The sequence below is a fragment of the Microbispora siamensis genome, from assembly GCF_016863095.1.
Taxonomy (GTDB): Bacteria; Actinomycetota; Actinomycetes; order Streptosporangiales; family Streptosporangiaceae; genus Microbispora; species Microbispora siamensis.
The window spans coordinates 1-21045 of the sequence record NZ_BOOF01000052.1; the positions used below are offsets into that span (position 1 = coordinate 1).

Annotated in this window: 22 protein-coding genes and 1 pseudogene; 14 read left to right on the top strand and 9 right to left on the bottom strand. The window is 66.1% G+C overall.

The window, feature by feature from the left end:
* Positions 1-55 precede the first annotated feature (55 nt).
* Positions 56-1573 carry an alpha/beta hydrolase domain-containing protein gene (locus tag Msi02_RS35265; protein ID WP_204052167.1) on the bottom strand — a complete coding sequence of 506 codons (1518 nt, stop codon included), beginning with the start codon at positions 1571-1573 and terminating at the stop codon, positions 56-58.
* A 237-nt stretch (positions 1574-1810) separates the two neighbouring features.
* Here Msi02_RS35265 and Msi02_RS35270 point away from each other — a divergent pair, with 237 nt between their 5' ends.
* The 4 genes from Msi02_RS35270 to Msi02_RS35285 all read left to right on the top strand — a co-directional run bounded on the left by Msi02_RS35270 (position 1811) and on the right by Msi02_RS35285 (position 4108).
* Positions 1811-2443 (top strand): DUF1707 SHOCT-like domain-containing protein, encoded by a 633-nt coding sequence (locus tag Msi02_RS35270; protein ID WP_079316201.1) that lies wholly within the window; start codon positions 1811-1813, stop codon positions 2441-2443.
* 68 nt (positions 2444-2511) lie between these two features.
* Positions 2512-2712 (top strand): hypothetical protein, encoded by a 201-nt coding sequence (locus tag Msi02_RS35275; protein WP_204052169.1) that lies wholly within the window; start codon positions 2512-2514, stop codon positions 2710-2712.
* Positions 2709-3440, top strand: a complete 732-nt coding sequence (locus Msi02_RS35280; protein ID WP_204052170.1) for an rRNA methyltransferase — start codon at positions 2709-2711, stop codon at positions 3438-3440. Before Msi02_RS35275 ends, Msi02_RS35280 begins: the two co-directional genes overlap by 4 nt.
* 146 nt (positions 3441-3586) lie before the next feature.
* Positions 3587-4108 (top strand): hypothetical protein, encoded by a 522-nt coding sequence (locus tag Msi02_RS35285; protein ID WP_204052171.1) that lies wholly within the window; start codon positions 3587-3589, stop codon positions 4106-4108.
* A gap of 374 nt (positions 4109-4482) precedes the next feature.
* On the opposite strand, the gene Msi02_RS35290 is transcribed toward Msi02_RS35285, so the two are convergent.
* Entirely contained in the window at positions 4483-5022 is a 540-nt protein-coding gene (locus tag Msi02_RS35290; RefSeq protein WP_204052172.1) for a GNAT family N-acetyltransferase, read from the bottom strand.
* Between the two features lie 205 nt (positions 5023-5227).
* On the opposite strand from Msi02_RS35290, the gene Msi02_RS35295 reads away from it, so the two are divergent.
* The gene (locus Msi02_RS35295; protein WP_204052173.1) at positions 5228-5770 is read left to right on the top strand and encodes a hypothetical protein; all 543 of its coding nucleotides are present in this window, start codon (positions 5228-5230) and stop codon (positions 5768-5770) included.
* A 521-nt stretch (positions 5771-6291) separates the two neighbouring features.
* On the opposite strand, the gene Msi02_RS35300 is transcribed toward Msi02_RS35295, so the two are convergent.
* From Msi02_RS35300 to Msi02_RS35315, 4 genes and pseudogenes are all read right to left on the bottom strand, one after another.
* Entirely contained in the window at positions 6292-6492 is a 201-nt protein-coding gene (locus tag Msi02_RS35300) for a DUF397 domain-containing protein (RefSeq protein ID WP_204052174.1), read from the bottom strand.
* A 9-nt stretch (positions 6493-6501) separates the two neighbouring features.
* The gene (locus Msi02_RS35305) at positions 6502-7353 is read right to left on the bottom strand and encodes a helix-turn-helix domain-containing protein (protein ID WP_204052175.1); all 852 of its coding nucleotides are present in this window, start codon (positions 7351-7353) and stop codon (positions 6502-6504) included.
* A gap of 156 nt (positions 7354-7509) precedes the next feature.
* Positions 7510-7722, bottom strand: coding sequence for a GntR family transcriptional regulator (locus Msi02_RS44655; RefSeq protein WP_204052228.1), 213 nt, complete (start codon positions 7720-7722; stop codon positions 7510-7512).
* Positions 7723-8053: 331 nt separating this feature from the next.
* A pseudogene (locus Msi02_RS35315) lies at positions 8054-8835 on the bottom strand (transposase family protein).
* Positions 8836-9079: 244 nt separating this feature from the next.
* On the opposite strand from Msi02_RS35315, the gene Msi02_RS35320 reads away from it, so the two are divergent.
* From Msi02_RS35320 to Msi02_RS35355, 8 genes are all read left to right on the top strand, one after another.
* Entirely contained in the window at positions 9080-9502 is a 423-nt protein-coding gene (locus Msi02_RS35320; RefSeq protein ID WP_204052176.1) for a hypothetical protein, read from the top strand.
* Between the two features lie 782 nt (positions 9503-10284).
* Complete coding sequence (locus Msi02_RS35325) at positions 10285-10812, top strand: PASTA domain-containing protein (protein ID WP_204052177.1); 528 nt, start codon at positions 10285-10287, stop codon at positions 10810-10812.
* Positions 10813-11003: 191 nt separating this feature from the next.
* Positions 11004-11255: a hypothetical protein gene (locus tag Msi02_RS35330; RefSeq protein WP_204052178.1), complete on the top strand. Its 252-nt coding sequence runs from the start codon at positions 11004-11006 to the stop codon at positions 11253-11255.
* 190 nt (positions 11256-11445) lie between these two features.
* A complete protein-coding gene (locus Msi02_RS35335) occupies positions 11446-12660 on the top strand; it encodes a helix-turn-helix domain-containing protein (RefSeq protein WP_275414205.1) in 1215 nt (404 codons plus the stop codon).
* A 190-nt stretch (positions 12661-12850) separates the two neighbouring features.
* On the top strand, positions 12851-13186 hold the full coding sequence (locus tag Msi02_RS35340) for a hypothetical protein (RefSeq protein WP_204052180.1): 336 nt from the start codon (positions 12851-12853) through the stop codon (positions 13184-13186).
* An 80-nt stretch (positions 13187-13266) separates the two neighbouring features.
* A complete protein-coding gene (locus Msi02_RS35345) occupies positions 13267-13743 on the top strand; it encodes a glycine-rich domain-containing protein (RefSeq protein WP_204052181.1) in 477 nt (158 codons plus the stop codon).
* Positions 13744-13778: 35 nt separating this feature from the next.
* The gene (locus Msi02_RS35350; RefSeq protein ID WP_204052182.1) at positions 13779-14675 is read left to right on the top strand and encodes a phosphotransferase family protein; all 897 of its coding nucleotides are present in this window, start codon (positions 13779-13781) and stop codon (positions 14673-14675) included.
* An 810-nt stretch (positions 14676-15485) separates the two neighbouring features.
* Complete coding sequence (locus Msi02_RS35355) at positions 15486-15767, top strand: hypothetical protein (RefSeq protein WP_204052183.1); 282 nt, start codon at positions 15486-15488, stop codon at positions 15765-15767.
* A 1305-nt stretch (positions 15768-17072) separates the two neighbouring features.
* On the opposite strand, the gene Msi02_RS35360 is transcribed toward Msi02_RS35355, so the two are convergent.
* Entirely contained in the window at positions 17073-17471 is a 399-nt protein-coding gene (locus Msi02_RS35360) for a hypothetical protein (RefSeq protein WP_204052184.1), read from the bottom strand.
* 83 nt (positions 17472-17554) lie between these two features.
* On the opposite strand from Msi02_RS35360, the gene Msi02_RS35365 reads away from it, so the two are divergent.
* Positions 17555-19171 carry a caspase family protein gene (locus Msi02_RS35365; protein WP_275414206.1) on the top strand — a complete coding sequence of 539 codons (1617 nt, stop codon included), beginning with the start codon at positions 17555-17557 and terminating at the stop codon, positions 19169-19171.
* Positions 19172-19218: 47 nt separating this feature from the next.
* Here Msi02_RS35365 and Msi02_RS35370 read toward each other — a convergent pair whose 3' ends face one another.
* Positions 19219-20037: an inositol monophosphatase family protein gene (locus tag Msi02_RS35370; RefSeq protein ID WP_204052186.1), complete on the bottom strand. Its 819-nt coding sequence runs from the start codon at positions 20035-20037 to the stop codon at positions 19219-19221.
* Positions 20034-20906, bottom strand: a complete 873-nt coding sequence (locus tag Msi02_RS35375; protein WP_204052187.1) for a DUF5919 domain-containing protein — start codon at positions 20904-20906, stop codon at positions 20034-20036. The genes Msi02_RS35370 and Msi02_RS35375 overlap by 4 nt, the downstream gene beginning before the upstream one ends.
* Positions 20907-21045 lie beyond the last annotated feature (139 nt).

The following is a 21045-nucleotide window of genomic DNA, read 5'->3' on the forward strand; positions in this document are numbered from 1 at the left end:
ACACAGGAAGGGGCCTTCGTCGTCGCGGGAGGCAGCCTTCGCCTCGGTGGCCGCGTCAGCCGCCGATGCCGGAGTTCTCGGCGGCGGTGACGATCGTGGTCGCGTCCTCCGGGAGGAGATATCCGGCGTTCACCGACGCCTGCGCGGCCGCCCGCACCTTGCTCACGTAGTCGGCGTGCGTCGGGTAGAGCCGGCTGAGCACCGGCTCGGCCGTACGCGGCAGGGACGGATCGGACGGGTCGCCCACGTCGTGGCGGTCCCACGGGTCGGCGTCGCCGTTCCACGGGTCCCGGGCGCCGTAGAGGCCGCAGAAGATGCCGCTGCCACTGGTGTCCCGCTCCCCCGTGAGCGTGCGGGTCGGCACCGCCACGTCGGGGAGCCGGATGCCGCCCACGGCCAGGCCCGTGCCCGGGTCGCGCAACTCGGGGTGCAGCGCGGCCCCGCTCGGCGGCCGGGGTCCGCCCCTCGCCCAGGCGGCCAGGTGACGCAGCGCGGCGTTCATGGAGTAGTGGCCGGGCCCGTCGTTGAACGGCGCCGACCCGGCGGCGCAGTCCGCCTGGGGCGCTGCGGAGCCCGCCGACTTCTGCACCGTCGGGTCACCGAGGTCGTACGCCCACTGGTCACCGTGCGCCGTACCGGCCAGCTCCCAGTGCACCACCCGGTCGGTGTCCGGCTGCCGGGCCACGAACGCCGTCGGGACGTCGGTCTCGGTGAGCACGACGAACGTCGGCACCGGCAGGTCCGTACGGATCCTGCTCGGGTTCGGCATCGTCAACACGTCGAGCAGGTTGCCGCTGATCGGTGAGCCGACCGCGCCGTTGCTGTGGATCATGAAGCCGTCGTACACCTTCGACACGGGCTGGACGGCGTTGACGTACGTCGTCATGAAGCCGGCCGACTGCGACTCGCCGTCCGCGAGCAGCGTCGTGACGTGCAGGCCGCCGAGCGGGTCCGGCCCGTTCGGGGTGCGCAGCGCCTGCCCCGCCTGGGAGAAGATGTCGTACGCGTAGGCGTCGCCGGGGTGGACGAGGCTGCCGTACCGCGCCGGGTCCCAGCCCTTGAGCCCGCGGATCTCGCCGAGGCCGCCGTTGACGCCGACATCCTGCGCCGAGACGCCGACCCACGCGTAGCCCTTGCGCAGCAGTTCGTCGCGTTCGAACCAGTAGTCCGGGGACAGATCGATCTGGCCGCTGACGTTGAGCCACTCGACCACGACCGTGCCGTTGAACCTCGCCGGGTCGGCGGGCCTGCGGACCAGGAGCCGGGTCTTGTACGCGGCGCGGCCGGACGCCCGGACGTTCCACCGGCCGTCGGAGGTCCAGATGCCGGACTTGGCGTAGGAGGTGGCGGTGCCCTCGATGAAGTACTCGCTCTCCGTGAAGCCGAACGAGCCGAGGTCCTCCGCCGCGGCGAGGAACGGGAAGCCGTGGTCGCCGGCGGGCGGGACGCTGACGGTGGGGCTCGCTGCCGCGGCCTGGGCGGCCGGCGGGGCGCCGAGGAGGGCGGCGGCGAGCGCCGCCCCCAGCGCCACGGCGGTGATCCGCCGCCGGGGGGACCGGACGGGTACGCGCACGGGTTACCTCCGTGGGACGAATGTCGGGGAGGCACAGTGTCACCCGCTCCGCCCGGCCGGGTAATCGGCGGAATCACCTGTGTTCCTACTGGCCCCGAGGCGCGCCGGTCTGCGTCTGCACCTGTGGGCCACCCGCGCCAACGGGCAACCGGCGCGGTTCCTCGACGGCCGGCTACAAGAACATTTCGAAGCGGAGCGAACTCCCTGTCGGGTCGAATGAGAACTATCGTGACCAGCATGGAAAATCCCCCGCAGCGTCGGGACTCCCCGACGTCTCACCTGCGCGCCTCGGACAGCAACAGGGACCAGGTCGCGGCCATGCTCGGGGAAGCCCTGAGCACGGGTCAGCTGAGCCACGAGGAGTACTCCGAGCGCCTGGACAGCCTCTACCAGGCCAAGACCGTGGGAGAGCTCGAGGTCCTCACCCACGACCTCCAGGTCGAGCGGCACCGTCCGGCCGCGAGCGCGGCGTCCTACACGCCGAACGCGAGCCCGGTCTCCTACGCGTCGAGCGCGAGCCCCGAGCCCGACAACATCATCGCCATCTTCAGCGGCAGCGACCGCAAGGGCCGCTGGCGGGTACGGCGGCAGACCAAGGCGCTGGCCGTCTTCGGCGGCGTGCGGTTCGACCTGACCGAGGCCGAGTTCGAGGCGAAAGAGGTCGAGATCACGGTCAATGCGATCTTCGGCGGTGCCGAGATCATCCTGCCGGAGGGGGTCGAGGTGCGTTGCCAGGGGGTCGGCGTCTTCGGCGGCTTCGACGTGCACAACAGCCCGGACGTCGACCCGTCGGCGCCGGTGGTCGTGATCAAGGGCCTCGCACTGTTCGGTGGAGTGAGTGGCAGAATCCGGCGTCGCCGCGACCGCTGAGTGTCCTGGGGGACGCCGCGCAAGAAGCTCCATAAAACCGGTGGACGACGCTGATATCGTCCCAAAACGTGACAATCCTCGGCGTCGACCAGTTCGTCGCAGCCGGGTTCGCCCAGGTGGAGGCGGTCCAGCGCGAGGCCGGCGACGCCGCCAGCGAACTGCCGTGGCAGCGAAACCGGGTTGTCGCCGGACGATCCGTCGGGGTGGACGCAGCCGGCGGTGTGGGTAGCCGGCTGGTGAGGCGTCACGAGAACGGCCCCGCGTCGTGACCTACCGGCACGCGACCGTCCGGGGCGACTATGCCGATCTGGCTAGCGGCGCGGTGCTGCACTCGGCTCCGGGGTTCCCCGCCTTCCCGGTCCGTCTGGCCAGCGAGATGTTCCAGCGCGCGATGGAACTACGGGGCGGTGAACTCGCCACGGTGTGGGATCCGTGCTGCGGCAGCGGCTACCTGCTGACCGTGATCGGGCTGCTGCATCGGACCCGGATCTCGGCCGTGCTGGCCTCGGACATCGATCCGGCCGCCGTCGGGATCGCGGAACGGAATCTGGGCCTGCTGACGCGAACCGGGCTGGCTGCTCGTGCCGCCCATCTCACCGAGCAGGCCGAGCGCTGGGGCCGCGCGTCCTACACGGCTGCGGCCGAGGCCGCACACCGGATCGCAACCGGGCTGAGCAGCGACGGCGGTGACCTGCCGCACGCCGTGCATCAGGCTGACGTGTTCGACGCCGACCGGCTCCGCCAGGTCCTCGGCGGACGCCGGCCGGACGTGGTGGTCACGGACGTGCCGTATGGCGAGCAGACGTCCTGGCACGGGCCCAACGGCGCCGACGGGGCCGTAGGCATGCTCAACACCCTGGGTACGGTGCTCAGCGAAAACGCGGTGATCGCGGTGGCGGTCCGCGGGCGCAAGGCACCGCGCGCCGACCGCCTGCGCACATGCGCGACTTTCAAGATCGGAACCAGAACGGTCACCCTGCTGCGGCCTCAACCATGACGCCGGCCCGTAACCAGTCCGACAAGGCGGGGATCACGGCCGCCGCGACTTTCACGACTCCCGCACGACGGCGTCGCCGCGATTCACCAAGATCGTGATTGGCATATTCGCCCCGGTTTCCCGCGGCGCATGGCCACAATCGCGAAGTGACCGATTCCAAATCCGTATCAGGCCTACCGGTGGCGTTGACCGTATGCGCCTACGCGGCGGCCGTACTCACGCTTACATGGATGACCGAAGAGGGTTATCTCGGCGATGCCATGTACGGAGTGCTGACCATGGTCCTGATGGCCTTTCCGCTCTCCCTTGTCGGGACTTCTCTGTACGGGACGCTGAAAGACGCAATCGTCGGACAGAGGCACGATGACCCGACCTACGGCTGGAACTACAACTACGCCTGGGATTACGTCCTGATGGCCTGGCCGGGGATCGTCATGGCCATCGCCCTGATGCTCCTGCTGAGGCGGCGGCGTACCCGTTCGGCGGGCCAGGTCGTTGGCTGGGCGCTGACGGTGGTCGTCACCTTGACCGGCGTGCTGATCACCTTTGACGGGTGGGCGCCCCGTCGGCCGTACGGCTGGCCGTTCCTCGTGTACGGACTGGTCATGGTCATTGGATTGATCGCTGCGCACAGGTCCGCCCCGAATACGGCTACCAACAGGGCGTAACGCGGGTGCCTGAGCCTCGACGAGAAAGCGATGATCATGGGTGAGAAGGCCGCCGTCGGCGGAGATTCGTCGGTGGAGATCCCGTATGGCTCTGACCTCCACCACTTGCGTGAAACGTCCACGGCCGGATGCCAGCGCGCTCGGCGTCGACCCAAACCAGAGCGTTGACGTCGTGTTCCAAGAGCCACCCGAGCATTGCGACCGCGTCCATCCAGGCAGCGTACGGCTCCGGTGGTGCATCGTAAGGTCGGCGAGCGGGCGAGGTACCCCGAGTGCCCTGTTGCTACGGGGACTTCGAGGAAGCGAGTGGCGGTTGCGAGATCACCTAATGGGGTGCCCTTCGGGGGAGTGGATCGCGGCCGGTGCTCACGCCTCTACCTCGGATCGAGTACGCGCGTCATCCAGATCGTGTTGCCGCGTTCGGCGTCCTCGGTGATGCGGTCGCTTCGGTGGAAATCGAGCTTCTCAAGGACGCGGAACGAGGGTGCGTTCCACTCCCGCACGGTCGCCCAGAGTCGTCGACGTCCTGTTCGCGTCGCGGCTTCGATGACCGCACGGGCGGCTTCTGTCGCGTAACCATGGCCGTGAGCTCGTTGTGCCAGCTCGTACGCGATCTCAGGTTCGTCGAAAGACCCCTGGCCGACAGTCAATCCGCAGTACCCGATGAACTCACCGGTGTCTCGCAGCTCGATCGGCAGCAGCCCCAGCCCCGGATCCGCCATCAGCGGATTCTTGAGGAGCCAGCCGCGCATGTCCTCGAGCGTCGGGCGTCCCTCGGCGTCGATCCGCCGTACCGCTCGTGGATCCCGCTCAAGCCATAACCCGCGGTACTCCTCGGCATCCGACGGCACCCACCGCCGCAACCGCAGCCGCTCGGTCACCAGCTCCGCCGGTAGATCCTTATAGGTTCCCACCCGACCAACCTAACCCGGTGCTGACCAAGACCGGACGAGACTGCAAGAGGCGGACGTTGAGCTGCTCAACGGTTGGTGGCGGACGTTGCCGCCAAGGAGCTGCCGGCTCTCGAGGCACAGGTGTGGCGGGTCGGACGGTCAGGCCGTCTCGGGTTGGCAAGCCTGTTACAGGTCAGCCCCAAGTCAGCGAAACCATGCTGGCCCGATGGACCTGATCGACGCTGTTGAGGCGCTCACCACGACCGTGGCCCCGGGTCGCCGCATGCCGGGAAAGATCGGTATGGGCATCCTCCTGATCTGCTGGCTCGCGCTCGGCGTGCTGCCGTTCGTGACCGCGGTGCCGGATTTCCGGCTCGCGACCGGGAAGATCGGCACTTCTGGCACCCTCACCGTCGTCTCCTGCGTCTCCCTCGGCCAGGGACGGTATGACTGCAGGGGCAGGTTCGTCCCCGACGGCGGTGGAGACGCGGTCATGGTGGCCGCATCGCCCGACTCAGAAGTGGGGGACGTGACGCGGGCCCAGCTCACCCCTGATGGGGATCAGGCGCTACCGTCCGGCACGAAGGGCGTCCTGCGGGCCATGACGCTCCCTGCCACCGGCCTCGGCGCGCTGGCCTTCCTGCCCTACGTCGTGCTGTACGTCTTCAGAGCCAGGCGGGGGCGCAAGACCGCCGTAATCGCGGGATCGGCGGTCACCGCCCTGTCCCTGATACTGATCGTGATCGGCATGGTCGCCGCGTACTCCTGACCGGTTTGGCCGGGCGACGGGGTCCGAGCGAGGAGGTCCTTTTGAGAGGCCCGTCACGCCGCCCCGGTACGCCCTCTGAGCTGGCGTAACCCGCTTACCGATGCGCCTCTTGCTGTCATCCCGGGCAGCATGGGGCATGGTCCCGCGTTACCCGCTTCTCAGGCGTGGCTCACTCGTCCGTGACGGCGGCTTTCACAGCCGGCGTCTCGGTTCACGTCGTCGCGCCCGGCTCGGTCAAGATTATGCAGACAAGCACAAGGCCCCTGACAGCGAAACCGCTGTTCAGGGGCCTGTCGTACGAGAGCCGCCTTGGGGAATCGAACCCCAGACCTTCTGTTTACAAGGCACTTACCGACGCTCAAGACACAAGGGGAAACGGAGTTTCCGCAGTTCAGCGGTTGTCGCCTCTGTTCACCTGTGGCTCTGTGTTGCACGCGCTTGGCGCAGGTCTGTCGCAGATGCGTCGCAACGCGAACGGCCCTCGGCGGCCTCTTCGCCGAGGGCCATTGTGCTGGTAGGAATCAGCCGAATTCCCCGTCCTTCACACCGCCGAGGAACGCCTGCCACTCGCCTGCGGTGAAGAACAGCTTCGGCCCGTCCGGGTTCTTGGAGTCGCGCACTGCCGCTCCCCCGCCGGGGAGGTCGGCCACCTCGACGCAGTTGTCTCCGTTACCGCTGCGTGCGCTCTTCCGCCAGTTGAGCTCGATCGTCGATGCCACCATTCGCCTCGCCTACTCGTCGTTGAGTTGGTGCGCCATCTCCTCCAGATACGTCACAGAGTCCTCCACGGATGCGGCACTGGCGACTACCTGCTCGTACAGATGCGAGTAGCACTGCACCTCTTCAGGCTTCTCCAGGTACACAGCCGCGGTGGCGGTCTCAAGGAAGACGAGCGGCGCTTCATCCTCGCCAGGGAACCACATCAACATGAAGGCTCCGAGCATCGCGGCGTGCGCGCCGGCCGCGTCCGGGAGGACCTGGATCGTGATGTGCGGCTGGGCCGCCAGCTCCGCAAGACGCAGCAGCTGTGCGCGCATAACGGCCGGGCCTCCGACGTTCTTGCGGAGTGCCGCCTCGTCGATGACCGCCCGGAACGTGGGTGGGTCAGCTCTCTGGAGGATCTCCTGCCGTGCCATGCGCGCGTCGACTCGGCGCTTGACTGCGGCCTCCTCCAGAACGCACCCTCCGCGAAAGATGGCGGCGGCATAGTCGGGGGTTTGCAGGAGGCCGGGGATGAGGATCATCTCGTAGGTATGGATGAGGCTCGCGCCGGCTTCGAAGTCCGGTAGGGCGGTCCGGAACACGTCGGAGTACTCAGCCCACCAGCCGCGGTGGCGGGACTCGTTGGCGAGCTGGACCATGGCGGCGCGTTCCGCCGGCTCGGTCACGCCGTAGAGATCGAGAAGGTCGACGACGTCCCGAGGGTTGGGCCGCTTCCAGGCGCCGCGTTCCATCCGCGAGACCTTGGATGGGTCCCATCCGAGTTGTCGTGCGACCTTAGTGGCATCGAGTCGGATCTGTTCCCGATAGTGCCGGAGCTTCGCCGAGAGGGTTCGGCGGCGCACGGTGGGGCTGTATGTCACAGAGACGCTCCCCCTCGCCTAAGGCTTTCCGGACACACCCGGACGTATCTACTCATACGAATTTGCCAATATGAACTTAACTCTTGCTCTTTCGCTTGACGGACATGAGTATGACGGTCAGAGAGTGATTACGGGAGGCGTATGCGCGTCATGGGGTCATGGAGCGTTGTCGGCCCATTCCTCACGACGGCGTACGAAGGTGCCCTTCCCGGAGATCGGCCGGATCCTGTTCTCTTGCGTGAGCAGGGCGAGGACTTTTCGGACAGTGCCTTCTGCCACCCCGAACTCCTCGGCCAACCGCTTAATGCTCGGGATCGGGTAGCGCTCCTTGTAGGTGCCCGCGTCGATGCGCGCCCGGAGCTCCTCAATAGACCTGCTCCCAGATGGTTCGGTCCGGCTCGAACCACTGGTCTTCCCTGATCATGGGCCCGACCCGTAGTGGATCATGACCAAGCATGCTCTGGCGGGCCAGGGCATATCAGGGTGTCCCTCTATACCCCCGCAAATTCAGACTTCCGCCCGCGCTCAGCGGGCGGACGGAGACGGGCACGGCGGCGAGCATTCCCTGGGCATGGGGTACCGCCGTCGTGCCCCCTTCAGCACTGCCACCCAGGACCCTTACCTACGATTCCGGACGGCACGATGCTCCATCCACAAGTTCCCCAGCGCCTGAGGTCATCGCCGACACAGTGAGCCCTTTTCATCCTGAGTAACGGCCCTCCTCGATGAGCTGCAGGACGAAGATTGCCTGCACGAGCGCGGTCGCACGATGTGGGCAACAGCGCAGCTCGGTCAGCACCCTCCAGGACTTCAAAGTCGCGACGGCACGCTCACCGATGGCTCGGATACGGGCATGTGAGCGGTTCACGTCCCGCTGTCCGCGAGACAACCAGGGACGATGGCGATGCCGCTTGAACGGCGTGCGGATCGTTCCGCTCGCTCCTTGATAGCCCTTGTCCGCGAAGGTCTTGACTCCCACGCCAGTCATGGCATCGATCAGGCCGACCGTCCGAGCGGCGGTCAGGTCATGGACGGCGCCCGGCAGCGCAGGTGAAGCCCACACCAGACGGCCCACGGGATCGGCCAGCAGTTGCACGTTCATCCCATGTTGTTTGTGTTTGCCGCTGTAGTACGGTCGCTCGTCGGCGAGGCGGTCGATGGGAATGAGGGTGCCGTCCAGGATGGTGTAGGCCAGCCTGGATGCGCGCTCGACGGCGGCGTGCACGTCGTCGGCCAGCGCGGCCAGCAGGTCGACGCCTTCGCGGATGTAGCGCCAGGCCGTGGTGGTGCCGATAGCGAAGCCGCAGCCAGACGTGCGTAGGTGTCGCCGTTGCGTAGGTGCGCCAGGACCAGCAGCGCTTGCTGAGCCGGGTCCAACCGCCGCCACCGGGAGCGGCGTTCGGCACGCTGCCTGCGGATGAGTTCGGCCAGACGGGTCAGGGTGTGGTTGGACAGTGGAATCGAGGCACGGTAAGACAGCAACGAGGCTCCCGGTTGGGGCATCGGATCTTGGTCGACTGCTGTCTTACCGGGAGCCTCTTCTCACGCCAACCCGCTCCTGCACGAACCCGGGACGACCTACACGATCAGGTTGGAGAGACATCAACGCCGACCTACCCCAGCGTCTACCGCTATTGACCTGCGCCGTCCGGCCGGAAAGCTCAGCGATCCGCCGCGAGATCGCTCGCCAGGAGCGCTCCCTTCCATCGATCCGGAACGAAGAGATTTGAGCCGCGACGTCACCATCGGCCTAGAGTTCAAACACGACATCGATTTCATGGAAGTCCTCGATCGGCTCGCCCGGATGGGTTGGGGATTGCTCCGCGAAGAAGACGCCATCTGGTATATGACCGACTACGACTGGAAGATCCTGCCGCTGGACGGCCTGGCTGAGGCGAAGCGCGACATGCGCACCTCCTATGACGCTGGGGAGGCGGTAGGCATAACCACCAGGCTGCCCGACGGGGAGACCTTCGCAAACGTGCTGTTCCACGAGGAAAGGACGTCGGTCTCCCTGATCCCCCTGCTGGATTACCGCACCATCGCCCACATGCCGGAGTTCGTCGATCTCGGCTGGTATCTCGAGAGGTTCCTGGCGCCATGCAGAGATCTGCCCATCGTACGAACGGAAGCCAGCGACCAGCGGTGACGATGCCGGACGGGCCGGCCCAGGGAGAAGGCTGACCCGCGGACCTTCATCGACGGGATCAGGTGCGCGGCGCCTGATCAGCTCGGCCAGACGGGGCCACGGTGTGATGAGGCAGCGGACCGGAAGCGTCTTCTTATCCCGCCCGCCCCGCGCCTACGCCTACCGCTACCGACCTGCATCATCAGGTTGGAAAAGGCTCAGTCGAGCCGGCGAGCGAGTTGCTCCAGCTGCTGCGCCAGATGTACCCGGCGTGGCGCATTGTTCCGGTTAGGAACGGCTGCATGGCGACGAGGGTCCGACCGTTGTCGGACGAGGAGAGGGCTGCCGGGCTCGGGGCCTCGTTCTTCAGAGGCGACGCCCACGAGCTCGCGCAGGTACTGCACGCTCAGATGGACATCGCTCACCAGCGGGGATCAAGGTAAGCGGGATGAAGGGCGGGGCGGCAGCGATCGGCCGTCGGCAGGATGTCGGGCTGCCCCCCGTGCGCCGCTGATGCCACCGGGAGGCGGTCCCCGCCACCCCTCATCGCAGGCTAACGATCACGTCTCGACGAATGAACGACGTAACCCGACGGAGGGCGCCATCCGTCCACGAACACGCCCGACTTCAACCACCCCGGAGTCCCGACGATGGCGTACCAGCAAGGACCACCCGGCCAACCGCCCTACGGCCCACCGCCGGGCCAGCCCCCCTACCCGCCGCAGCCGCCCGGGCCGCCGGGCTACGGCTATCAGTACCAGCCGCCGCCCCCTCCCCCGCCGCCCCGGCGGAAGCAAAACCCCGTGCTGTGGGTCGGCCTCGGTGTCGGCTTCTTCGTCTTGGTCCTGATCGGAGCTGTGGTCAAACCGCCGACGACACCGCAGCGGACCGCACTCCACCCGGCGCCCTCGCTCACGATCCCGACCACCGCAGAGACCACACCGACCGAGCCGAGCGAGGAGCCCACCGAGGAGCGGACAGAGCAGCCGGTCGCCGACGAGCCGACCAAGGCGGCCACGCAGGCACCGGCCGAGCAGCCCACGGAGCAGCCGGCAGAGCGACCAACCGAGCAGGCCGCCAAGCAGGCCGCCAAACCGCCCGCAGCGGGGAAGGCGGTCCTCCCCGACGTCGTCGGGATGAACCTCCAGGCCGCGCAGGACACCATGCAAGCCGCCGGGTTCTACGTCCTCGACGACCAGGACGACACCGGGCAACACCGCCTACAGGTGTTCGACCGGAACTGGGTGGTGACAAGGCAGGAACCCGCAGCGGGCACGAAGGTGCCGACCGACACCTTGGTCGTGCTCTGGGCGAAGAAGTACGGCGAATGAGGCTGGCGCGCGCGTTGGTTGCCTCAAGGGCGGCCACAGCCCTGCTGATGGTTGCCGGAGGCGCGGCCTGCTCCGGCCCCAGCGAACCCGCGCAAGATGGGCGGACCCGCCTCACCATAACCCAGCCAGCCACCTCCCCCACGCCCGCGGCCGGTCACACGGTCGTGTTCGAGGCGGAAGGCGCCGGCGGCGTGGACAAGGCAAGCCACGCGACCTACGGCGCAGGGCCCAAGACCGGTCAAGACGTCGACGTGCCACTGCCCTACTCGAAGACCCTCCACGTGACGGGAGACCTCGGTTTGGTCACTCTGTTCGTGCAAAACCCCGGCGCCGACGGCAGCGTGACGTGCCAGGTCAAGGTGGACGGGAAGGTCGTGGGGGAAGCGGAGACGGACAATCCGTACGGGGTGTGCCGTGTCCAGGTGGACTCGCTCGGCGAGTAAACCTCGCCCCGGGACCGGGCGCCTTCATGGGTAGACCCGTGCCAGGGTTGGACCGCTCCGCTTCGGCGGGGCGGCCCCTCTGGGTCACACGGCCGCCCGGGCGTTCAGCGAGATTCGCCACTCCCCTGGACACGTGTAAGCCCTGCATCCAGCCTGAGGGGTGTCGAGTCACTCAGGAGGTGCAGGGCCTATGCACGAACCTAGCACGACAGCCACATTCGGCGAACGAGTGCGCAAGTACCGCGAAGCCGCCGGCATGAGCCGCCCCGTCTTCGGCGAGTTATGCGGCAAATCCGGCGCCTGGGCCAAGGCCATCGAGACCGGAGGTATCGGAATGCCCGGCCTGCGCATGCTCATCCGCATGGCCGAACTACTGGGCGTCGGCCTCGGCGACCTGACTGGCCTGCAGAAACTGTCCGAGACCACGTACACGAAGGTGCGCCACGACAAGGCCGCCGAGATCGCCCGCCTCCTGGCCACCTACCCCATCATCAACCGCGACCGTGAGCCGGTGCCCGCCGTCGAGCTGGCCGCGAACGTCGCCCAGGCCTGGCAGGTGTGGCACGGCTCCGCCCATCAGCGGGACGCCATCGCCGTGATCCTCCCCCGCCTGCTGGAGGACGCCAGGCGTGCGGCAAAGCTCCACGAGGGCCGAGACCGGCGGCTGTCCCTGACCGCGCTCGCGCAGGTCTACCACCTGGCCCAGCTCTACCTGTCCTTCCAGCCGATGCCCGAGATGATCTACCTGACCGGCGATCGGGCGATGCACGCCGCGCAGGACGCCGACTCGCCCCACGCCATCGCCGCCGCCTGGTACGTCAACCACGTCTACCGGGACGCCGGAGAGCAGGCCGAGGGCCGCATCGAGCTGGCGCACCAGGCGTCCGCCCTGCTGTCCCCCGAGCGCAGCGAGACCGACCGGGCGCTGTTCGGACTGCTACAGCTCGCCATGGCCCTGTCGTACGCGCGGACCGGCCGCCAGGGCGACGCCGAACGGCACTGGGACGAGGCGAGCCGGGCCGCCGACTCCCTCGCCGGGCACCACCCGTGGCTGCTGTTCGGCCGCGGGATGGTCGACGCGTATGCGGTGACGATCTACAACGACCTGACGCACTCCTACGAGGCCACCCGGCACGTCAACCGGCTGGACCTGCACCATGCCGTCCCGTCACTCACCCGGTCGAGTTTCCACGTCATCGAGGCGGCCCGCGCCTACCACCTGCGCAAAGAACCGATCGCCGCGATGTCCCTGCTGCGGCAGGCGTACGAGATCAGCCCCGACACCAGCCGATACAACCTGTTCACTAGGTCGGCGGTGCTGCAGATGATGACCGGCTCCACCCCGGCCGTGCGGGACGACGCCCGCGCGCTCGCGCGGAAGCTGCGGCTTCCGGAGGCAGCCTGAGCCGGGTCTGGGCCCGGCCGTAATTGGGGGAGGATTCCTCACCCCCGAGATGGGGGGAGGAATCCTCCCCCTCGTCTGTCCGGGCCGGGCGCAGCCTACGAACTGTGCGTAATGACTCGACTACTTCGATCCCGCGTCCTGACCTGACGGCGGCCGCCGTCGAACCGCCGGCCGCGCAGGGGGCGGGCCGGTGAGCGTCTTCTTCCATCTCGCCCTGGCTCTGCCCGGCGTGCGCCGCCTTGCGCTCGGCGCCGTCCCCCGGCAGCGCGTCCCCGAGGAGACCGCACATCACTGCTTCACCAAGACTGGTGAAGACGGCAAGCAGATGGTGCTCGTCATCTTCGCCAACGCCAACCGGGCGCTGGAGACCATCACGGTGGGCGGCGAGGTCACGTCGGAGACCACCACGCCGCTCGGTCGGCAGCAGCTCGCGGTCTGGTACGCCCAGCGGTACGCGCAGCTGCTCGGCGACGGCTGGCAGCCGAGCTTCGTGAGTCCCCCGGCACAGGTGCCGTCTCACCCATGAGCCCCGGCCTCGTGGCGTGGCCGGCGCGGCAGCGTCACGAGGCCGGTACCACCCATCCATCCCTCACAGTGGAGGTCATCATGACCATCACGCTCGACGCCCCGGTCACCCACCCGCGGGCGCTCCTCCCTGCCCGGCTGTTCGACCGGCTCACCCGGCGCATCGCTGCCGAGCACCCCGAGCACGCCGACCAGGCCGAGCAGATCGTGGACCAAGCGCTCGCGTTCCTCGCGGCGTGCGCGGCCCGGCCCGACGAGCCGCTGTCGCCGTCGCCGAAGGTGGACATCGGGTGGCACACCTTCATCCTCTACACCGTGCAGTACGCGCAGTTCTGCGACCGCCTCGCCGGGCACTTCATCCACCACGTGCCCGACGATGACCCGGCCGCCGTGCGCGTGTCCGGCCCGGCCACCATCCGGCGCACCGTGGCCGTGATTCGGGAGCTGGGCCTGCCCGTGCTCGAGGAGCTGTGGAAAGACGCCGCGGACTGCAGCGGCTCAGGAACCGGTAAGTGCAGCCAGTGCCACGAAGGCTGCACCGACAGCACCAGCAACTAACCGATCGGCGAGGAGAGCGGCGTACAGTGCGGAGCATGGACTGGGAGCAGCTTCCCGGCGAGGTAAGGACGACGATCGCCGACCGGTTCGGCCCGATCGAGCACGTGACCTGCATGCCGGGCGGCCTCACGGCCAGCGCCTCCGTACGGCTGCATACCCTCGGTGGGGACCTGTTCGTCAAGGCCCTCCCGGAGGGTGCGCCGTCCGCGCCGCTCTACCAACGGGAACAGCACGTTAACCCGGTACTGCCTTCGGCGGTGCCCTCCCCGCGCATGCTGTGGGGCGGGCACCGCGCCGGGTGGCTGGTGCTGGTGTTCCAGCACATCGAGACCACCCGCCCGGTCGATCTCTCACCGAGGTCGCCGGATGTGCCGGCGCTCATCGAGACAGTGCAGGTCCTCGGCGAAACGCTGACGCCGAATCCCGGCGCCCAGGTGCCGCCCGTGGCGGACAACGTCGCGTTCCTGCTGGGCCGGGCTGACCGGCTGCTCGCCGACCCACCGGCCGACCTGCCGCTCTTGGACGAGTACGCGGCGGCGCGCCGCGGCCTGCGCCTGGAGGCGTTGGCCGGGGACACGCTGCTCCACGCGGATCTGCACGAGGGGAACCTGCTCACCGCACCTGGCCGGATGCACGTCATCGACTGGGGCCTGGCCTGCCATGGCGCGGCGTGGGTCGAGATCGCCCTGCTGATCCCCCGTCTGATCCTCGCGGGGCACACCCCAGAGCAGGCCGAGGACCTCGCCGCCCGGATCCCCGTGTGGAACGCCGCCCCCTTCGAGGCGGTGACCGGTCTGGCGGCCGTGTGGAGCCTGTTCCGGGAGTTCGTTGCCCGGTATGGGCCCGAGCACATTCGGGCCTCGCGAGCTGCCGCCGCTGCGGCGGGACGAGCGTGGATGGCCTACCGGGGCTCCTACAGCCGGATCTCATAGTCCAGGACGGCGCGGTCGCCCGGGATCACGATCGGATCCACCAAGCGCCGTCCGCGCTACTCCGCCGTCCCCGTCCGCACGGGCACGCCGTACACCAGCTCGTACTTGTCGACTGGGATCACAAGGTCCGCCGTCTCGACCGGCCGCTCGCTGGCAGACGGCGGGCAACAGCACGTGCCCTATACCGCAGGCACCGCCCGGTCAATGCCCCCGGAACGGATCCGCTGGTTGAGTGACTTCCCACAGCGGTGGAAGGAGGTGCCACCGAATTGCAAGTCCGAACATGAAAGTCGCTCGGATGTGTACCTCTCAGGACTAATCTTCTGGAAGTGGAAGGGCCTCCTACCTGCCCAAGGTGACGCCCGGAGCCGGTAGGAGGCCCGACCACCCCTTTACGAGGTGCGGTGAGAGTCGACCACGATCCAGATGATCCAGAGGATCAGCCGGAGCGCTACGAGTGCCGTCCGAAGCTTCCGCTCAGGGCCGCGCTCGTTCTCACTGTGACAGCGACACAACATCGCTGACCTCCCTTCCCGCACGGAGCGTTCGTCCGGCGGATCCGGTCCGGACGACCTCGGCGGGGAGGGGAAGCGGCCGCGGCCGGCCAAGCCGGTCCTGGTCGACCTCGCCGGCGGATGGCCGGGCCTGCCGGTCCCGCCGTGGCCGATGGCCGAGCCCGGGGTGCCGTTCGTGATCCCGCGCGGCCGCGGTATCCGCGTGTACAGCCCGGAGGTGGTACACCTCGCCTCCTGGACCCCGGTGCTCGAGGACCTCACTCCACACGGCCTACGGCATGGCCATCAGGTGTGGATGGACGACCTCGACCTCAGCGAGGCCTTGAAGGTCGAGCGGATGGGCCACAAGATCCGGGACATCCGCGGCGTCTACAAGCACGTCTCGCCTCAGGCCCGGGAGGCACTCCGCGCCGGGCTGCAGGAGCTGTGGAAGGCGTCGCTTCGGGAGCGCGCGGCACTGTGCCCGCACTCACCGGTGCCGCTCCTGGACGCGATGCTTGAGCCGTACCGCCGGACGGCCCGCGAAGATTTTTGGCGCAAAAATGTCGCAAACAACGTCAGAGCCCTATCCGGATGACTCCGGAATAGGGCTCTGACCTGCGAGCCGCCTTGGGGAATCGAACCCCAGACCTTCTGTTTACAAGGTCCCCAAACGATCTCCATGGCCGTTCAGGGTCGTTCGCCGTACTGCTCGATGGCCAGCCCGTCGTTCGGACTCGTTCGACCCAGTTCATGATCGTCCGTTTGGGTGGCTCCCAAGGTGGCTCCCAAAACCTGATCGGCGCCCCTACCTCGACCGGCCCGTACTCGGAGGAGTTGGTCCGTCGGGAAGTACGCCGCGTCTCTGCGCGGTGAGTCTTTCGGCAACGCATCGGGGCACCGGCACGGCGACGGTGTCTCGATACTCAGCGAATCACTCAGTCAGATAAACAAGGACAGACACCCGGTCTCCGGTGGGCCGGGGCTGAGGAACGAAGCCTTGGACCGGCGATCGCCCCCAACCCCGTGTGGCGCTCAGCCGCAGCAGGGCGATCGTAAGGGGTGGTGGAGAGCAATAGGAACCCCTGGTTCGGCGCCGGGCAGCTTTCTTCAGCAGGACGGACGGTGCAGGTGATGAGAGCAATGCAGAGGTGTTATCAGAGAGACCGACACGTAAGGTAGATTTGTGGCAGAATCCACAAGTTGATCGCCGATCGCCGCACGCATGCCAAGGAGTCGACCGTGCAACCGTCTCAGGTTCCCGTCCGTCGTTCCTGGATAGTTTTCGCGGTGATTTCTCTATGTGCGCTAGGTGCGATAGCGGTTCTTGGAGTGATCTATTTCTTTTGTCAGCAGAGCAGCAGTGAGGGAGGGCGCCCGCAAGCGCATTGTGGACAAGTCGAAAGGACAGCGGTTGGTCTTATCGAGAAGGCCAAGAGCAGCGGGGGTGGCGTCGATTCTCTTGCCGCTGCCTACTACGTTGTGGCTGAAGAGTCCTGCTTTTCATCGGAAAATGTTGCCACCGCAAGAGCTGTCATTGATACGATTAAAGCGAACCTGAGCAAGAATGCTGACGCTTCTTCAGGTCTCGATCACCCGAGTGCCTTAGAGTGTGAATCGTTGGCTAGGGGATTGACACCGGACGGACTTGCGATGGTTGGCTGTCCGAGGAACTCGTAAGGGTTGGGGCGTGCGCTTCTGCTGATGAGTGCATAGGGAATCGTCGCGCGAGTGTGGCCGGCCAAGCCGCTGCCGTCCGGGACCGGCCCCCAGGCCGCATGCCCGGACGGCAGGCGAGCGCGGGCCGTGTAGCGGCGGCGCGTCGCGCCGCCGCCTTGATTACTATAAGAGCAATTCGGCAGGAAATAGCATAGCCCTCAACGGCATTCGGCATAGCTTCTCCTCACTCATCTTTTGGCTTCTGCAGCTGAGTAACTGCGGTATCGATAGCCTTCTGAAGAGCATCTAGCGAGACTCCCTCGCCGCTTGCCTTGACGATGACGGGATCTGAGTGCGGGAGCCTTATCTCGGCGCTGATCTCGCGATCCCGATCGCGTTGTAGCCAGAGCCGCAGAATGCGAGCAAGAGCGCCACTGATAGCCGCTACGGCGGGCAGTTCGACGACCAGTTGATCTATGGATCCTTTCTTACTCTCCGTGACATGTGACTCCATGGCGACCGATATGCCCCGAATGCCTTCAATGAGCTGAAGAAGTTCATATTGGGCGGTTTGGTGTGATATATGGCTTGCCCGTATGCCTCGCATGGACGTCTCTACTCTGATTTCTAACGATTCGGGCAAAGCTACCTCCTGCGACTCGGCTGAGCGTATCATTCTAGCCGAGATTCCAAGCATAGGGGAGATACTTGTATAAAGCGCTCCTAGTGTGCAACTCATCTTATCCGGCAGATACAGCTGCCTTGAAGCCGCTCGTGGGACCGCGCAAGGACGGTCCGCTCATGTGGAGCACTTTGGTCGATCGCCAGATAGGCCTTTTTGCTGAGGAGAATGCGAACTGCCTGTTCGAGGTCGACTCGCACGAGATGCTCAGAGAAGTCAATAAATTCTTCTCTGCGGCCAAATCAGATGATGTATTGCTGTTCTACTTCAGTGGACATGGAAAATTCGATACGGATTCCCTCTATCTTTGCTGCAGGGATACACAGACAGCTCTTCTCCACTCTACTGCTGCACCCAGTAAGCAGATCGCAACTATGGCTGCAAGATGCAAAGCGGGCGCAATAATCGTGATTCTAGATTGCTGCCATGCTGGGGCTTTTGATTACGTCAAGAAGGGAGAGGTAATCGATAATGCTCTTGCTCAATTCCGAGGTGAGGGTAGATATGTGCTGGCGGCGGTAGGCGCGATTGAGCTTGCGGACGACGCGGTAGAATTCGGCCGCCCTAGCGAATACACCGCTGCATTAGTAGAAGGCATTAGAGTCTTGAGTTCGGAGGGTGTTAATGACTTGATATATCTTGACCAGCTTGCGGACTATACCGAGGCCAGAGCGGGGCGCATCGATGCAAGACCTGTACGTAAGGTGGAAGGTAGCGGGAGGATTGCAATCAGTAGAGGTATGCTCACTGGTGCTGATGAAAAGATCAGTGCATCATCGCAGCCATGGAACAACGTTGCTACTGAGGACGATCACCGTTCGCGCGCTGCGACTAGAGCACTGTCTGCCATACCAATAGAGGGCCGCCAGAAAGGCGGGGAAGGCTGGGCCGACTTGCGAGCAAGCGCATGTCAGGCTCTTCTCTCGATAATCGCTATTCTCTCAGCTGTTTACAGTTATCACGAGTGGCCAAGGGGCTATGACTGTGACATTGATAACAATTTTTGCTTTCGTGAAGACCGCCCCCTAGCGCTGGCGGTATGCTTTCTCGCTGGAATTTCCCTGGTCGCCGCCCTCTGGGATTGGCTGCAAATCAAAAGGGCCGGTATTTCGCCCGATCTAAAGGGTGTTAGAGAAGTGCTTCACGCGCCAAGGCGTGGCTATACCAGAGTGGCTCGCATTGGGATCTCATTGGCCGCATGCGTTCTTTCCTCGTTGGGGATATTTGAATTAGGGCGCATCCTGAGTTTCACTGTCAATGGGGTCATTGGAGAAAACTACTCCCCAGCTTGGGCGTTGGCAATGGCTGCCATCATAGGCTGCGGATTGATAGATATCTTCATTCTGGGACGTCGCGGCGACTCCATGCTCGCTTCTGGGGTTGTCTTGATTGGCGCATCCTGCTTACTCCCGATTGGAGGGCGCTCGGCAATTTATGATGGATTTTGGGGTGTTTTTCAATTTTGTTTGGCGCTTGTTCTTTATGTGGCTTGGTGGTTTAATTGGAGGCCCATCTGGAAGGCACTCCTCCTGCTCACATGTCTTCCGATCCTCACCACGCTAGATCACATCTCAGTAGGCCCCTTCGTGGCGCTGATCGGCGTACTTATCGCCGGTTTGGGCGTATTTGCGAGGATGGACTCGGAAAGCGCGTCCTCCTGAAGGCAATGAACAGCATTGCGCGCGGTGCTACTGAGCTAAGGCAATCGTTACTGTAGCTGGCTGCGGTCCGCGGCCTTCTCGGCTCCGACGGCCAGTTCGACGAGGTCGGCGAGGATTTTGGGGGCTGCGGCGATAGTAGCTCGGGCCTTCATTGTGTGCGGTGTGCCGTCGATGTCGGTGACGATGGCTCCGGCTTCGCGGGCGATGAGTACGCCTGCGGCGGTGTCCCAGGGGTTGTTGGACAGCATGATGCAGGCGTCGGTTTTGCCTTCGGCGACCCATGCGAGATCGACTGCGGCTGAGCCGAACATGCGGACGCGCTGCACGCGGGTGGCGAGTTGGTAGTTGAGCGGGAGGCGGACGCGGTTCTTGTCCTCGGCGCCCTTGCCTACGGCGTAGTCGCCGACGGAGACGATGGCGGCCTCCAGGGCGTCGGTGGTGCTGGCGCTGATGGGGTGGCCGTTGGCGGTGGCTCCGGTCGTCTCGGCTGCGGCGTAGCGGGTGGCGAGGAAGGGGAGGTCGATCACGCCGAGGATGGAGCGGTCGTGGTCGATCAGGCCAAGCGAGGTGCCGCACAGGGGGATGCCGTGGGTGAAGTTGGCGGTGCCGTCGAGTGGGTCGAGTGCCCACATGAGGCCGTCGCCGGCATTGGTGATGCCTTCCTCCTCGCCGAGGAACCCGATCTCTGGGGTTTCTCGGGATAGGAAGTCGCGTACGGCGTGCTCGGCGGCGTAGTCCACTTCGGTGACCATGTCGCGGTCGCCTTTGGCGGTGACAAGGCCGGGGAGCTTGGTGGTGATGATTTGGCTGGCGATGGTGACGGCCTGCTCAGCTATGGGCAGTAGCGCGCGGGCGTCAAGGGTCATACGGGTTTGCTCCGCTCCCACATAGAGGTGAAGACCTGGTCGAAGACGGGAAACAGCCCGTCGGCGGCGGTGTTGTCGGTGATGACGAGCGTAGGTGAGTCGACTCCGCGGGCGGCCGGGAGGTAGGGCTGTACGACGCAGGTCGAGCCGTCCACGATCAGGATGTTGAAGCGGATCGTCTCGTCGTAGACGTGGATCTCCAGTCGTTCGGCGGCCTCGGGGTCGAGTCGGTCGCGGAGCCGGGTGAGCATGCTGATGTTGAGGGCCGTCAACGTCTGGAGGGTGCCGTCGGTGTAGTGCTCTTCGCGCTCGCGGGCCTTGATGGCCTCGCCCTTGGGGTCCAGGAACAGGCAGCGGATCCGGGTGCCGTTGTCCAGTAGGCGGGTGAGCTGGTGGTCGGGGTAGCTCTGGCAGATCACATTGAGCGATAGGCCGCAGGCGTTGATCTCCTTGGCGTCGTCGAACAGGGACGCGGGCGGGTAGGCGGCGCTGTAGGCGGACCGGCTGCTGAAGACGGCGGTCACGTCGGCGAAGCGGGCGTCCTCGCACGGGTCGGGCGCGGGGGTGGTGTTGTCTTGGGTGCTCCTCGGTGCCGGTACGGCCGCTGCCGCTGCGGTTTCGGCGGAGAACAACTGGTGCGCGGTCAGGCCGGGGAACATCGCCTCCAGGACCCGGCAGTGGTCGGCGTAGGGCAGGCCCTTGAGTTCGCCGGACAGCCAGCGGTGGAGCTGGGCGCGGCTGGGCCACCTGCCCGCGAGGGCGGGGTCCACCTTCTTGGCGGCCTTGTCGTACTCCCGGCAGAAGGTGCTGTAGGTCTGCCAGTGGCGCTGGCGTAGGAGCGACTTCAGCATGATCGGTTGCTCGGTCATCATCCGCGCCCTCGGGTTGGGGAGCCCTTGTAGGCCCAGGTTAACCAGGGATGCGGATCACGGGGAGACAAAGACGAGACGAAGCGAGACACGATGCGCCCAGGCGGGACATCCACGCGGTCGAGACGCGACAGGCCGC